This window comes from Hymenobacter sp. IS2118, from assembly GCF_000715495.1.
GTDB lineage: Bacteria > Bacteroidota > Bacteroidia > Cytophagales > Hymenobacteraceae > Hymenobacter.
The window spans coordinates 97997-112865 of the sequence record NZ_JNLX01000165.1 but is presented as its reverse complement, the minus strand read 5'-3'; the positions used below and the strand labels follow the sequence as shown (position 1 = coordinate 112865).

General features: G+C 61.2%; 12 protein-coding genes and 1 pseudogene. 8 read left to right on the top strand and 5 right to left on the bottom strand.

The window, feature by feature from the left end; genetic code table 11:
- Positions 1–777 (top strand): annotated as a pseudogene (locus GM79_RS26570) (IS5 family transposase); the annotation flags it as partial.
- A 450-nt stretch (positions 778–1227) separates the two neighbouring features.
- Positions 1228–1365, top strand: coding sequence for a DUF4272 domain-containing protein (locus GM79_RS25590; RefSeq protein ID WP_161787211.1), 138 nt, complete (start codon positions 1228–1230; stop codon positions 1363–1365).
- A gap of 74 nt (positions 1366–1439) precedes the next feature.
- Here GM79_RS25590 and GM79_RS17400 read toward each other — a convergent pair whose 3' ends face one another.
- The 4 genes from GM79_RS17400 to GM79_RS17385 all read right to left on the bottom strand — a co-directional run bounded on the left by GM79_RS17400 (position 1440) and on the right by GM79_RS17385 (position 4161).
- Entirely contained in the window at positions 1440–1754 is a 315-nt protein-coding gene (locus tag GM79_RS17400; protein ID WP_035566423.1) for a hypothetical protein, read from the bottom strand.
- A gap of 40 nt (positions 1755–1794) precedes the next feature.
- Positions 1795–2319, bottom strand: a complete 525-nt coding sequence (locus tag GM79_RS17395; protein WP_035566420.1) for a hypothetical protein — start codon at positions 2317–2319, stop codon at positions 1795–1797.
- A gap of 55 nt (positions 2320–2374) precedes the next feature.
- Positions 2375–2875, bottom strand: a complete 501-nt coding sequence (locus GM79_RS17390) for a hypothetical protein (protein ID WP_035566417.1) — start codon at positions 2873–2875, stop codon at positions 2375–2377.
- 230 nt (positions 2876–3105) lie between these two features.
- The gene (locus tag GM79_RS17385; RefSeq protein WP_235184095.1) at positions 3106–4161 is read right to left on the bottom strand and encodes a prohibitin family protein; all 1056 of its coding nucleotides are present in this window, start codon (positions 4159–4161) and stop codon (positions 3106–3108) included.
- 228 nt (positions 4162–4389) lie between these two features.
- Here GM79_RS17385 and GM79_RS17380 point away from each other — a divergent pair, with 228 nt between their 5' ends.
- From GM79_RS17380 to GM79_RS17355, 6 genes are all read left to right on the top strand, one after another.
- Complete coding sequence (locus GM79_RS17380) at positions 4390–5880, top strand: NADP-dependent isocitrate dehydrogenase (protein WP_035566415.1); 1491 nt, start codon at positions 4390–4392, stop codon at positions 5878–5880.
- Positions 5881–6023: 143 nt separating this feature from the next.
- Positions 6024–6722 (top strand): TetR/AcrR family transcriptional regulator, encoded by a 699-nt coding sequence (locus GM79_RS17375; RefSeq protein ID WP_035566411.1) that lies wholly within the window; start codon positions 6024–6026, stop codon positions 6720–6722.
- A 19-nt stretch (positions 6723–6741) separates the two neighbouring features.
- Positions 6742–8472 (top strand): peptidase domain-containing ABC transporter, encoded by a 1731-nt coding sequence (locus GM79_RS17370; RefSeq protein WP_035566409.1) that lies wholly within the window; start codon positions 6742–6744, stop codon positions 8470–8472.
- Positions 8473–8666: 194 nt separating this feature from the next.
- Positions 8667–10055 (top strand): HlyD family secretion protein, encoded by a 1389-nt coding sequence (locus tag GM79_RS17365; RefSeq protein WP_081867845.1) that lies wholly within the window; start codon positions 8667–8669, stop codon positions 10053–10055.
- Positions 10052–11620 (top strand): TolC family protein, encoded by a 1569-nt coding sequence (locus GM79_RS17360; RefSeq protein WP_081867844.1) that lies wholly within the window; start codon positions 10052–10054, stop codon positions 11618–11620. The genes GM79_RS17365 and GM79_RS17360 overlap by 4 nt, the downstream gene beginning before the upstream one ends.
- Before the next feature lie 358 nt (positions 11621–11978).
- Positions 11979–13547: a glycosyltransferase family 39 protein gene (locus GM79_RS17355; RefSeq protein ID WP_161787210.1), complete on the top strand. Its 1569-nt coding sequence runs from the start codon at positions 11979–11981 to the stop codon at positions 13545–13547.
- Positions 13548–13662: 115 nt separating this feature from the next.
- On the opposite strand, the gene GM79_RS17350 is transcribed toward GM79_RS17355, so the two are convergent.
- Positions 13663–14628, bottom strand: coding sequence for a sodium-dependent bicarbonate transport family permease (locus GM79_RS17350; protein WP_035566405.1), 966 nt, complete (start codon positions 14626–14628; stop codon positions 13663–13665).
- Positions 14629–14869: the final 241 nt, after the last annotated feature.

The following is a 14869-nucleotide window of genomic DNA, read 5'->3' as shown; positions in this document are numbered from 1 at the left end:
GTTTACTGCTTATTTACTTTTCAGCATGCGCCGTCACGAAATTTCTGATGCTACCTGGGCCCTGGTTGCCCCGCACCTCTCCGGCAAGGCCGCCGATGGCGGGGCGACGGCCGTCGATAACCGGCTGTTTTTCAACGCTGTGGTGTGGATAATGCGCACCGGCTGCCCGTGGGCCGACCTGCCCGAACGCTTCGGCAAGTCCGACACGGCCCGCAAACGCTTCCGCCGGCTGGCCGAAAAAGGCGTCTGGCGCCGCCTTTTCCAGGTCGTCCAAGCGCCGGAGCTGGACTGGGTGCTGCTCGACTCGACCATCGTGCGGGCGCACCAGCACGCGGCGGGCCAAAAAAAAGCGACGCTCAGACCGAGTGCCTCGGCCGCAGCCGGGGCGGGATGAGCACCAAAATTCACGCCTGCGTCGAGTCGCTGGGCAACGCGGTGCGCCTGCTCGCCACCCCCGGCCAGGCCGGCGACAGCCCGCAGGCGCTGCCCCTGCTCGACGGCCTCGACGTGGGCCAGGTAGTGGCCGACACGGCCTACGACAGCGACCAAACCCGCGCCTATTGCGCTCAACGCGGTATTCAAGCCGTCATCCCCAGCCACCCCAACCGCACCCAACCGCTGCCCCTGGACGAGAATGCCTACCGCGACCGCAACAAAATCGAACGCTTTTTCGGACGCATGAAGCAGTATCGCCGCTTGGCCACCCGCTACGAGAAGACCATCGTTTCCTTCCTCGCGTTCTGGCATATCGGAGCAGCACTTGATTGGCTTAGATGAATAACTCATTTCTTAATGTCCTCACGCCCTAGAATACATCCCTTGTGAGTCATATTATATTATGTGCCGTCTTAATTCGAACGATATTCAACTTTCATCTTTGAATCGTATTCATACAATTCTATTTGATGGGAAACATGGTTGGCGCTCTATCGCTGTGTATAGTCGTAATGGCGCGTATTTATATGACCACAATTATTCAGGTGAGATTACAGACATGCGTAGATAGTGAAAAAAATGTTTGCTTTAGCTGATTTAAAAAATATTTTAGACTTACCCTCAAAGTGGGCCAATCAGAATTATAGGCTGCAAATTGCCTGCTAGTGAAACCGTTCCTACAGGTAAGCAACACCTTCCACGCCTCTACCAACCGTCCTGCGGCGAGAAACTGGCGCTCCAGCAGCAGCACTAGCTTCTTCAGTTTCGGGGTATTGTGCCGGTGCGCTGGTTTTGAAACGGAAAGTCGGTAGCTCGGACGAGGGGCGGGACTCGAGCGGATTACAACGAGCCAATGAGTGGCACTACGCCCTGAACTGGCTCACCAACTATCAGAACCAGCCCTGGGACGAGGTGCCACCCGACACCTGAGCAGGCCGGCCGTCGCCCTGTAACGCAGTGTTGGGTAGCATTTTCTTTGTTAAAAACGCCCAACCCAAGCCACCTCAGACAACGCAAAGCTGCCGCACCCGCTCCGCCTCCACATCGTTGACGTGGGTCACGGGGGTGGCATAAATGCGGAAATCATTGTCAGGGAAACGGGCTTGCAGTACCAGCTCAATGCGGCGGTAGAGCAGGGCTTTGGTCAGGAAAAGCACCCGGTACAGGGGTTGCGTACCAATGGTGCCATCGGCGTTCAGGCAGTGGTTGCCGATGGCCTCGTCGAGAAACACATCCGTAGCCAGATGCTCCTTCAGCACCAGCTCGGTGGCGGTCTGGGCGCGCTGCACGCTCAGCGTAAGCAAGTTGAATAGTATCATAGAGAAGTATGGAAAACGAGTTTGAGTAGCCGGGCGGGTACTAGCGGCGGGGCTCCCGGCGCGACTTGTAGGGGGCCAGGCTGTTGAGGATGTGCCGCACCAGGGGCTCGTGGGTCATAAAGGCGTCGGGGGTGCCCGAAATACAAATCATTAGTACGTGGCCCCGGTGCCGGGCAACCAGCGCATCGTAGCGCAGCTGCTGGCCGTCGCGGTTGCCCGCCCCGGTTGTTTCCAGAAACTGAATGCCGTTGTAAGTGGTAGCGAACTGCTTGTTGACCGTGACGCCGAACTGTTCGGCCAGGTGGTAGAGGGCCTGATTGGGCGTCATGCGCTCGGCGGCTCCGCGCAGCTGGCCGATGAAGAGCATCAGGTCCTGGCCGGGGCTGATGTGGGTAATGGCCACCGTCGTATCGTTGGCCTGGCGCATCTGGTCCCAGCCGGCCGGTACCTGGTATTGCAGCTGGTACTGGCTGCTACGCACGGACTCGTAATGTATTTCGGGTTCGGACTGAGCCCGCACACTCAGCGGCAGCAAAAAAATGAGCAGCAAAAGCAAATTTTTCATGAGTATCAAGTGATAAGGAATTGAGAAAAAGGATGAAGTGCTAACAACGAACTTGCTACTTGCCCCGCAGCGGCGTGAGACTGTCCAGCACCCGGTGTAGCATCGGAGCCTGGGTGGTGAAGGCGGCCGGGGTGGCGTACACGTACACCAGCAGCACGCGGCCCTGGTAGGTGGTCACGCGGGCATCGTAGCGCAGCTCCCTTCCCCCCACGAAGCAGGTGCCGGTACTCTCCAGAAAGTCGAGGCCGTGCGACGACACCCGATGCTCCTCGTGGCGGGTGGCACCCAGGTGGCGCAATAGCCGTTCCAGGGCGCGGGCCGGCGGCAGCGCGGCGTGGCGGCCCCGCAGCTGGCCCACCCACAGCCGGGCGTCGTCCTCGGGGCTGTGGTAGCGCAGCACCTCCACCGTATCGGTGCGCAGGTGCGTGAGGGCCCAGTGCGGGGGCACGGCGTATTTCACCTGGAAGGCGCGGTTCTGCACCGGTTCCAGGTCCTGGGCCGCAGTGGGCCGCCCGTACATCAGCAAAGCGAAAAGCAACAGCAGCAAGGAGCGCATGGCGATAACGAAAAAGTGAGAAGTGAAGTGGAAGAAGCGGCGGCCAGCTCCAGACGGGGTGAGGGCGGGCTCCCGAGCCGGTGCTGCCGGACCTGCGCCGCCCGCGCGAGCAACAGCATGAGCAGCAGCAGCAAAATCAGGCGCAAGGGCAGGCGCGGAGCCGGGCCGGCGGGTCTGGCCCGACCCCTGGGGGCGGCCCGGTACGTGGCTGGCAGGGTCCGTTTCAATGCTTATTGGGCCAGGGTGTTGAGCAGGGGCGTGTTGCCGTCGGTGATGATGGTCTTCGCGTTCGGCGATTTGGCCAGCTCCCGGAACGCTTCGATGGATTTGAAGCGGAGCACGGCCGGGCTCAGGTCGCGGTTGATGAGCTGGTTGGTGAGGCGCACGGCCTCGGCCTCAATGCGCATGGCCTCGGCCTTGCCCCTGGCCTGAATGATGGCCGCTTCCTGCTCGCCCGTGGCCCGCACCACGGCAATGCGCTTCTGGCCCTCGGCCTCAATCACGCGGCGCTCGGCGTCGCGGGTTTCGCGCTGCTTGAGAAACTCCATGCGCAGGGCTTCCTGCTCCGATTCGAGCTTGTCCTCAATGGCTTTGGCCAGGCCGGCGGGCAGGGCAATGTTCTTGAGCAGCACGTTCTCAATCTCGAAGCCGCGCGTGTTGAGCACTTCGTTCATCTGCGTGAGAATGGCCTTCTCAATCACCGAGCGCTCAGCACTGTGCATGTCTTTGGCGAAGTAGCGGGCGCACACGTCGGCGGAGGCCGAGCGGAAGACGGGCAGAATCAGGATGTTCTCATAGCCCAAACCAGTGGTTTGCAGGATTTCGGGCACTTTATCGGCCTTTACCCGGTAGAGAATGGAGATGTCGGAGGCAATCGAGAGGCCTTCCTTAGAAGGTAAGCTGGAGCGAATCTCCAGGTTTTGGGTCGTGACGGGTACCTTGATGATAGTGGTCAGGAAGGGGTTGAATGCCTTCGGGCCCGAGAGTACCACCTGCTGGTCGAGGCGGCCCAGCGTGCGCTTGACGCCCACCTGGCCCTGGCGTATGGTAGTGCAGCTGCTGAGGCCCAGGGCGCTGGCCCCGGCCAGCAGCAGCAGCGCCAGCGAGCGGCGTAATGTCATCAGAGGGCGGTGCAGGCAGTAGGAGCTAAATGTTTCCAGCAGGACGAGCACTTTGTCGCGGCCCAGCACCTGCTCCGCAGCCAGGGCCGTGAGCGGGAGTATGGAACGGAGCGCGGCACGACGGTGCCTACGCGAGCGGGGACGAAAAACCGGCAACTGTACCATGACAAAAGAGATTGATTAGAGCTACCAATATTAATAGCTTTGCTATCACATACAAGAGTCATGGTATTAATGTTGCAGGGCTTCAAAAATATTTTAGTAAAACCCTCCTGATTAATGATTACCGGCCTTTTTTAAGAAGTAAAACTATTATCTAAGAAAGTATGTATAAATTTGCAGCTCCAAGCTGGCAGTTGCCAGCAGGTGTTTCACTGCATAAGCTGCTTCCCTATGTCTATAAAAGTCCCTATTACCGTTGCCGTTGGCGACGGCATCGGTCCCGAAATTATGACCCAGACCCTGCGGATACTGGAAGCTGCCGGCGCGGCTCTGGAACCGGAATTTATCGAAGTAGGGGAGCAGATGTACCGGGCCGGCCACAGCTCCGGCATTGGTCCGGCGGCCTGGGATTCGCTCCGCCGCACGCGGGTGCTGCTCAAGGCGCCCATTACCACGCCGCTGGGCGGGGGCTACAAAAGCCTGAACGTGACCCTGCGTAAAACCCTGGGCCTGTACGCCAACGTGCGACCCTGCCGCTCGTTGTATCCGGCCGTGGCTACCCGCCACCCCACGCTGGATGTGGTCATTATCCGCGAAAACGAGGAAGACCTCTACGCCGGCATCGAGCACCAGCAAACCCCCGACGTGGTGCAGTGCCTGAAGCTGGTGAGCCGGACGGGCTGCGAAAAAATTGTGCGCTACGCCTTCGAGTACTGCCGCCGCCACGGCCGCCGCAAGCTCACGTGCATGACCAAGGACAACATTATGAAGCTCACCGACGGGCTGTTTCATCGGGTGTTCATGGAAATCGGGCGCGAGTACCCCGACATTACGCAGGAACACCAGATTATCGATATCGGCACGGCGCGGCTGGCCGACACGCCGGAGCGCTACGACGCGGTGGTGACGATGAATCTGTACGGCGACATTATTTCCGACGTAGTGGCCCAGCTCACGGGCTCGGTGGGCCTGGCGGGCTCGTCTAATATTGGCGATGGTGGGGCCTTGTTTGAAGCCATCCACGGCTCGGCGCCCGACATTGCCGGCCAGGACATGGCCAACCCTTCGGGCCTGCTGCAGGCGGCGGTGCTCATGCTCATGCACCTGGGCCAGCGCGAAACCGCGGCCCGAATCCACAACGCCTGGCTGTGCGCTTTGGAAGACGGCCAGCACACGGCCGACATTTACGACCCCGAAACCAGCCGTGCCAAGGTCACGACCACGGGCTTTGCCGATGCCGTGATTGCGCGCCTGGGGCAGCTGCCCCGGCAGCTGGCGATGATGTCTGGCACGGCGCCGGCCGGGGTTTCGGCCGCGCCCGCAGTCCCGGTGACCGCGCTTTACGGAACGCCTGTCGTGGTGCAGGAACTGGTTGGGATTGATGTGTTTTTGCGCTGGGACGGAAAGCAGCCCGAGCAGCTGGGCCGGCAGCTCGAAGCCATTTGCGGAGACCGGATGCAGCTGAAGCTCATCACCAACCGCGGTGTGAAAGTGTACCCCGACGGGCATCCCGAAACGTTCTGCACCGACCACTGGCGCTGCCGTTTCGTGGCCGCCAATGCGGTGGTGGGCGCTGCGCAGCTTAAATTTACTCCCGTGCCCTTTGCCGATGTGCTGGCCCTGCTGCACCGCCTAGTGGATAATCGGCTGTACGTCATCAAAACCGAACACCTGTATTTGATGGACGGCCAACGGGTTTTTTCGCTGGGCCAGGGCGAATAGCGCCGTTCCGGAAGGGCTAAAAGTCGCCGAAACGCCTCGTAGGCCGTTTCTTTGGGGTAAATACGTAGCGCGCCACGAGCTTTTAGTTAGTAGTGCCCGGCCCTCTTTCTTGCAATCAATTTGTTGGTCCAGAGAATTTTACAATGCATACTTCCCTTCGCATCGACTTAAACGAAAAGCTGTACCTGCGCGACCCGCAGGACACAGATTTGGGGCGCCGGCTGGTGGCCGAAAGCGTGCTGCTGATTGATGAAATCGGGTTTGAGCATTTTACTTTCAAAAAGCTGGCACAGCGAATCGACTCTACCGAGGCCTCGCTTTACCGCTATTTCGAAAATAAACACAAGCTGCTGGTGTACCTGGTGAGCTGGCACTGGGCCTGGCTGCGCTACCAGATTCGGTTTCATACCCACAACGTGCCCGACCCCTGCGAGCGGCTGCGGCTCATTATGGGCATTATCATCCAAGCCAACCAGGACGACCCGGCCACGACGCAGCTCGACGAGGCCGCCCTCTACCGCATTGTGGTGCACGAGGCCTCCAAAGCCTACCTGACCCGCGACGTGGACGGCGACAACCGCGAGGGGCTGTTTCGGGAGTACAAGCAGTTGGCGGCCGGCATTGTGGCCGTGGTGCAGGAGATTAATCCCGCCTACGCTTTCCCCCAAGCGCTGGTGAGTACGTTACTGGAATCGGCCCGCAAGCAGCTCTTTTTCGCGCAGCACCTGCCCTCGCTCACCGATGCCGTCCCTGGCGGCGGGGCTGAAAACACGCTCCAAACCTTTCTGACGCAACTGGCTTTTGCTACCCTAGCCCAAGCTTCCGGTACTATACCCGACTAATTCGACTTTATTTCCCCCTATGGCGGACCTGCCCACCTCATCCCTCACTCCTGGCCAGCGCCTGTGGCGCCTGCTCGCCTCTGAGCGGCGCGACATTACCTACCTCTACGTGTACGCGGCCCTGACCGGGGTCATCAGCTTGTCGCTGCCCCTGGGCGTGCAGTCGGTCATCAACTTCGTAAGCAGCGGGGCCGTAAGTACGTCGCTCGTGGTACTCATTGCCCTCATCGTAACGGGCACGCTGCTGGTAGGCGGCTTGCAGGTGATGCAGGTCTATCTGGTCGAGTTCATTCAGCAGCGGCTCTTTGCGCGCATCAGCTTCGACTTTGCCCTGCGCCTGCCGCGGGTGCGCACCGAAGCCCTGAACGGGCAGTACCTGCCCGAGCTAATGAACCGCCTGCTGGACGCACCAACCCTGCAAAAAGGACTGGCTACCATGTTAATAGAGTTTTCGGCGGCGGCGCTGCAAATTTTATTCGGCTTGATTCTGCTTTCCTTTTATCACCCCATTTTCATCGTTTTTGGCGTGCTGCTGGTGATGCTGCTGGCCCTGCTGATTCGGGCAACCGGCCCCAAAGGACTGAGCACCAGTTTGCAGGAGTCCAAATACAAGTACAAGGTAGCGGCCTGGCTCGAAGACGTGGCCCGCACCGTGCAAACCTTCCGCCACCCGCCCCGGCAGGAACTGGCCCTGGAGCGCACCGACGCACTGGTGGAGGGGTACCTGAATGCCCGACAGAGCCACTTTCGGGTGCTGCTCGCCCAATTCTGGGGCTTTGTAGCGTTCAAAGTCCTCATTACTGCCACGCTACTTATCATTGGCTGCTGGCTGCTCATCGACCGTCAGATTAATATCGGGCAGTTCGTAGCCGCCGAAATCATTATCATCCTCACCATATCGGCCGTGGAGAAGGTGCTGCTCAAGCTCGATGTCGTGTACGACGCGCTGACGGCCCTCGACAAAATTGGCCATGTGCTCGACCTGCCCTTGGTAGGCGGCGGAGGTGCTACCACACTACCGCTGCCAACCGTGCGCGGCGGGTTGCGGGCCGAGCTGCGCCAGCTCAGCTACCAGTATCCCGGCGGCCTGCGTTCCCCCATCGACCAGCTCACGCTCACTATTGGGGCAGGCGAGCACATGGGCGTGGCCGGTTACGACGGCTCGGGCAAAACCACGCTACTACGCATCCTGGCCGGCTTGCTCACCAGCTACACCGGCGTGGTGGCCTACGATGGCTTGGCTCTGCAGGACCTGGCGCCCTCCTCGCTGGGCGAGCACGTGGGCGACACCATTGCCCCCCAGCACCTGTTTGATGGCACCTTGCTCGACAACCTCACGCTCGGCCAGGCCCGTATCGGGGCCGACGACGTGGCCTGGGGCCTGGAGCTCGTGGGCTTGCGCGATGATGTATATGCCCGCCCGCAGGGGCTGAACACGCCGCTCGGCATTGGCACGCCATTGGCTGAAAGCACGCGTCAGAAGCTGTTGCTGGCGCGGGCGCTGGTGCGCCGGCCGCGCCTGCTACTGCTCGACAACTTCCTGCCGGGTGTAGAGCCCGCCGAGCAGATGCGCATCCTGCGCCGGGTGCTGGCGCCCGAACACCCCTGGACCGTAGTGCTGGCCTCCAACGACCTGCGCTTGCTGACCTTATGCCCGCGCCTGGCGGTGCTGCGCGAAGGCCGTTTGATTGCAGATGGTGCGTTTGCAGCCGTTGTTGAGCAACCGGAAATGCGGGAGTTGCTGGGTTAAGTTTTAAACTAAGAATCAGAATGAGTGACTGAGCGTTGATTCTTCAGTCAGTGTGGTTAAGGCAGTAGTAACGCACCCTGAAGTGCCGCCAGTAGCTGGAGTCACAGTTGCGAGTATTGGTGCCAAGGACCTTTTTTTAACCACTCATTGCCAATTCTTAAGAAGTCATTTTTAAATTATTAATTAGAAAATACATGCCTTTTGCCGAAAACCCGTTGGCTGAATCCAACCCGCTGACTGGGCGCTTCCGCGCGTTTGCGCGGGTGCAAACCCCGCAGGCGGGCCGTACGCTGGCCCGCTGGGCGGCCGGCCTGGGCTTGCTGGTGGTGCTTGGGGGCTTTCTGCCCTGGACGCAGAACATCCGTTCTACCGGCACGCTCACCACCTTGCGCCCCCAGGACCGCCCCCAGACCGTGCCCAGCACCATTGCCGGCCGCATCCAGCGCTGGCGGGTGCGCGAGGGCCAGCACGTGAGCAAAGGCGACACGCTGGTCGACATCGTGGAAGTGAAGGAAAAATACTTTGACCCCAAACTGGTGCAGCGCACCAGCGAGCAGCTCGACGCCAAAATTAGTTCTCTTGGCGAGAATCGGGCCAAGGGCACGGCCCTCAGCGCCCAGCAAACGGCGTTGCGTGCCGGCCTGCAGGTGAGCCTGAGCAAGGCCCGCAACTACGTGGAGCAAAGCCGACTGAAGGTCAATTCCGACGCCGCCGACCTGGTAGCCGCGCGCAACGACTTTACGATTGCCGAGCGGCAGCAGGAGCGCCAGGAAGAACTCTACAAGAAAGGTCTCAAGTCGCTGACTGAAGTGGAGCAGCGCCGGCTCAAGTTTCAGGAAAGCACGGCCAAGCTGCAATCGGCTGAAAACAAGCTGGCTGCCAGCCGCCAGGCCCTCACCAATGCTCAGCTGGAGCTAAGCTCGCTCTCAGCTGAGTATCAGGACAAGCTGGCCAAGTCCGAATCGGACCGGCGCTCGGTGACGGCCTACCAGTTCGACACCGAAGGCCAGATTGCCAAGATGCGCAACGAGCTGGCCAACCTGCGCATCCGCTCGGGCTTCTACCAGATTACGGCCCCGCAGGACGGCTACGTCGTGCGGGCGCTGAAAGAAGGCCTGGGTGAAATCGTGAAGGAAGGCGAGCCCATCGTGACGGTGATGCCCGACGCGCCGGCCCTGGCCGCCGAGCTCTACGTGCAGCCCATGGATATTCCGCTGCTGCGCGTGGGCCGGAAGGTGCGCCTGCAGTTTGATGGCTGGCCAGCGCTGGTGTTCAGCGGCTGGCCCGGCACCAGCTTCGGCACCTTCGGCGGCGTGGTAGCCGTTATCGATAATATTGATTCCCAGGGCCAGTACCGCATTCTCGTCACGCCCGACCCCAAGCAGGAAGCCTGGCCCAAGCCCCTGCGCGTGGGTAGCGGCGTCTACGGCTGGGCCCTGCTCGATGACGTGCCCATCTGGTACGAGCTGTGGCGGCAGGTGAACGGCTTCCCGCCCGACTATTCGGGCGAACCCGCAAGCAACGCCAAAGGCGATAAAAAGGCCGCGAAAGGTGATTATTCTACCGAAGAAGAAGCGAAATGAGGCAGTTGCGCTTTTTCGGGCTGGGCCTAATGCTGCTGGGTATTGCCGGCGGGCCGGCCGCCGCCCAAACAACCAAGCCGGGCGCCCCGCTGCCCGGGCAGTCGCCGCGCACTGCCGAGCAGCTCCGGCGGCAGGCCCGGCAGGACTATCCCAGCGGCCCCCTGGGCGCGCCCGCCCTGGTAACCCGCCCGGTAGCCCTGGCCGATACCGGCCGCGTCTTCGGCCTTGCCGATTTGCTGACCTACGTGACGCTGCGCCACCCCGTGGCCCGGCAGGCGGCCTTGCTGCCCGAGCGCGCCTTGCAGGAAGTGAGACTGGCCCGCGGGCAGTTCGACCCCATGGCAACCAGCAAATACTATGGCAAGGCCTTGGGCGGCAAGGAGTATTTCCACGACTGGGACACCCAACTGCGGGTGCCGCTCTGGTTTGGCGCCGACCTGAAAGCCGGTTACGAACGAGGCACCGGGGCCTTTATCAACCCCGAAAACTCTACTGCTCGTGCCGGGTTGAGCTACCTGGGCATCTCGGTGCCCTTGGCCCAGGGGCTGCTGATTGACGAGCGGCGGGCGGCGGTGCGCCAGGCACGGGCCCTGCAGGGCCTGGCCGAAGCCGAGCGGCGCGGTGCCCTCAACAAGCTGCAGCTCCAGGCAGCCAAAGACTACTGGGACTGGACGCTGAGCTACCAGCGGCAGGAGCTGCTGCGCCAGAACGCGGAGCTGGCCGAGGTGCGCCTGCAGGCCGTGCGCGAGCGGGTTCGCTACGGCGACCTAGCCGCTATCGACTCGGTGGAGGCGCTTACGGAACTACAAAACCGGCAGGCCCAGCTGGTGCAGGCCCGGGTGCAGTGGCAAAACGCCACGCTGCAGCTCAGCAACTACCTCTGGGACGAGCAGCAGCAGCCCCGTGAATTGCCCGTGGGTGTGCGCCCGCAGCCCTTGCCCGGCCCCGCCGGCTGGGTGCCGCTGCCCGCCGATTCGCTGGCCGCCCTCACCGAACTGGCCCGGCAGCTGCACCCGGAGCTGCAAAAAAGCCGCGCCAAGCTGGTGCAGTTGGGGCTGGAGCGCCGCTTGCTGACCAACAAGCTGCTGCCCAAGCTCACCCTCGACTACAATATTCTCCAGGCTGGCCAGCCCTTCAGCCCCGAAACCAGCGCCAGCTTCCAGGGCACCTACCTGCAGAATAATTACAAGCTAGGCGCAAGCTTCGCCTACCCGTTGCTGCTGCGTCAGGAACGGGCCAAGCTGCAGCTCAACCGCTTGAAATTACGCGACACTGAGTTGGACCTCCAGCAGGACACCCGCGCCATCGACTTGGGCGTGCGTACCGTGGCCAACGACTGGGAAGCCCTGCGCGAACAGCTGGCCCTCCAGGAGCAGGTGGTGCTGAACGCCGGGCGCCTGCGTCAGGGCGAGCAAATCCGCTTCGAGAACGGCGAAAGCTCGGTGTTTCTGTTGAACACCCGTGAAGCCAGCCTGGTGAGCGCCCGCGTGAAGCTGGCGGAATTGCAGGCCAAATACGCCCAGACCCAGGCCACGCTGCGCTGGGCGGCGGGCGGCGTCGACTAAGTCTTCCGACTGTGCAAATCTGACCGGGGGCCGGTTAGCAGCCCTGGCGCGCCGCGTCAGGGCTTTTTTTGCGGTTACTTGACCGCCATTACTTAAAAAGAGTGCCGGATAGGTTTTGCTCTACCAAATTGGATACGGTTTACTTCAGCCCCTGGAAGTTCAGATGGGGCATAAGCAATGTCGAAAAACTGCTCAGACCAAAATGCTTCCAGAGGCCAGAAGTGCAGCGGTGGCTTTTGGTGGCTGTGCACTCTACAAACCAGTCCGCTGCCTGATGCTGCGGACTGCACGGGTTTACCTTTGCAGGGTTTTCGCGGACTCTGCTTCTTTCCGGAGGCCCATCTACTAGACTTACCACGTGACATTAACCGAAGGGATACTCTTGGGGCTATGCGTTGGGCTGACCGCCGCGAGCTGGGTGACGCACCGCCTTGCCCACCACCACTGGGCCGTGGCTTTGCTGATGGGGGCCGCGGGCAGTTTGCGCCTCCTGCTCATTGGCCGCGACCAATTCCTTCATCCGTGGGACGAGCAATTTCACGCCTTGGTCGCCAAAAACCTGCTGGACGACTGGTGGCGGCCCGTGTTGCGCGCCAACCCCGTGCTGCCCTACGACTACCGGGCGTGGGCCAACAACTACGTGTGGTTGCACAAACAGCCGTTGTTCCTGTGGCAAATGGCTCTCTCCCTGAAGGCCGTGGGCGTTAGCGAAGCCGCTGTGCGCCTGCCCAGTGCCCTGTTGGGGACGCTCTTCGTGTGGCCGGTGTATCGGCTGGGCCGGTTGGCTGCTTCCGCATCGGTGGGCTACTACTTGGCGGTATTATTCACCTTTGCCTATTATCAGCTGGAACTCACCACGGGCTGGCAAAGCGTTGACCACGCCGATGTGGCCTTCGGGGTTTACGTTGGCGCGGCCCTGTGGGCGTATGCCGAGCAGCGGAGGGCCGGGGCGCGGGCGGGCCGCTGGGTGGCAGCTGTGGGCGTATTTGCGGGCGCGGCGCTGCTCTGCAAGTGGCTGCCGGGCCTGGTTGTGTACGCCGTGTGGGCAGGCGATGTGCTGCTGGAGCCAGCCCGCCGCACCTGGGCCGAGGGCCGGCGGGCGCTAAGCGCCCTGGCCCTGACGGCCCTCGTCGCCTTGCCGTGGCAAGTCTACACGCACTACCGGTTTCCCCTCGAAAGCGCGTACGAGACACGGTACGCCGCGCAGCATTTCGGCCACGTACTGGAAGGACACGGCGAGCCGTGGCACTTTTACCTCGGTCACAACCTGTGGTACCAATACCAATGGCTGGTGGTACTCGTCGGGGTGGGCCTGGTTGCGATGTACTGGCGGCGCACTCCCGGCGGTTGCCGGCGCCCGTTGCTGTGGAGCGGGGTGCTATTTTTTGGCTTTTTCAGCCTGGCGGCAACTAAAATGCCTTCCTACACTTATGTTGCGGCCCCCTGCATCCTCTTTCTGGTCGCGGCGGCGTGGGCCGAAGGCGTGGCGTGGCTGAGGCGCAGCACCGGGCGGGTGGCGCTGCTGCTCGAAGGCGTGCTGTTGCTCGTGGTGGTGGGGGCAGACCTGCGCCCCACCGCCCTGCTCAAGCACCACACCGCGCGTTTTGCCGCGCCCGCCGCGCAAGCCGAACGCATGGCCAAGCAGCAATGGGCCGCCGCTTACCACCGCTTAGACCAAGCGGTGCCGGCTGGATACGTCGTGTTCAATGCACTCAATGGGACCGAAATAGCGGCTATGTTTTATTCGCACCGTGTTGTGTACGCCGGGTGGCCCACCGAGGCAGAATATCGGGTGCTGTCTCAGCAAGGCCTCCAGCTCGCCGCTTTTGCTCCCCGCGAAAACCCGCTGCCCGCCTATTTACGTCAAGCGGCCATTACACTCATTCCGAACCCTGTTCTGGTGGAGGAGGAGAGTATCCCGTGGTAAAAGTGCTTTTTCGTTCTAAGTACCCTAAGTTGCTACCAACATGTCGCCCCCTACGGGGCTGTAGTCGTCAACATGGGTTTGCTACCTGATTCTGACTACTTATTTCGCCGAGCCTTTACGTGTACTGAACCAGGGCAAAATACAGCGGCATGCCCAGCGTAATGTTGAGGGGAAACGTGACGCCCAAGGCCATGGGCAGGTAGAGGCCGGGGTCGGCTTTGGGGGCGGCCAGGCGCATGGCGGCCGGCACGGCAATGTAGGAGGCGCTGGCCGCCAGAATGGCGAAAATGAACCGGTTGCCCACGTTCTCGGTAACGCCATGGCTGACGATGGCCACCACGCAGCCATTGAGCAGCGGTACGAGCACGGCAAAGGCCGTCACGAAGCGGCCGTAGCGCAGAAAGGCGGTGAAGCGTCGGGCCGTAACCATGCCCATTTCAAGTAGAAAAATAGCCAGAAAGCCCTTGAAAATGTCCGTGGTGAAGGGCTTGATGCCGTCGGCCTGCTTGGTGTCGGCAATCAGGCCGATGACGAGGCTACCGAGCACCATGAGCACGCTGCCGTTGGTGAAGGCGTGCTGCACCAGCGGGCCCAGCCGGGGCGCGGCGGCCGAGTCGTCGGCTTCGTAGTGCCGCAACAGCATCACGCCCACGATGATGGCGGGCGCCTCCATCAGGGCCATCACGGCCACCATGTGCCCGTCGAAATGCAGCTGCTGGGCCTCCAGAAACGACACGGCCGCTACGAACGTGACGGCGCTCACCGAGCCATAAGCCGCCGCCACCGCCCCGGCATCGGCCACGCTCAGCTTGCGCTTGAGCACGAAGAAAGTATAGAGCGGAATTAGGGCCGAAAGCAACAGCCCAAACCCCAGCGAGTACAAAATTTCGGCGTTGAAGGGGCTATGCGCCAGTTCCTGCCCGCCCTTGAAACCAATGGAAAACAGCAGGTACAAGGAGATGAACTTGACCGTAGTGGGCGGAATCTCCAGGTCGCTTTTAACGGCGGTGGCGATGATGCCAAGCACGAAAAACAACAGCGTCGGATTGGTCAGGTTGGACAGTAGTAAGTGTGTGTCCATGCAGAAAATGCGAAAATAGAAGAGGGGGAAGTCAGCCCGCCACTACATAAAGCCGCCGCAGGAAAACCCAAAATCGCTGCAAAGCTACTGGGTAATGCAGGTTATACAATCCAAAATAATATATTGGTTATTAAAAAAGATAGTAAAACTATTAAATGAGGACTTGCAGTTGCTTTGATTAACGGGTTTTCGTTCTGTCAGCAGGACTTACGCAGTCAGCCGCTGGCGCGCGTCTTCGACG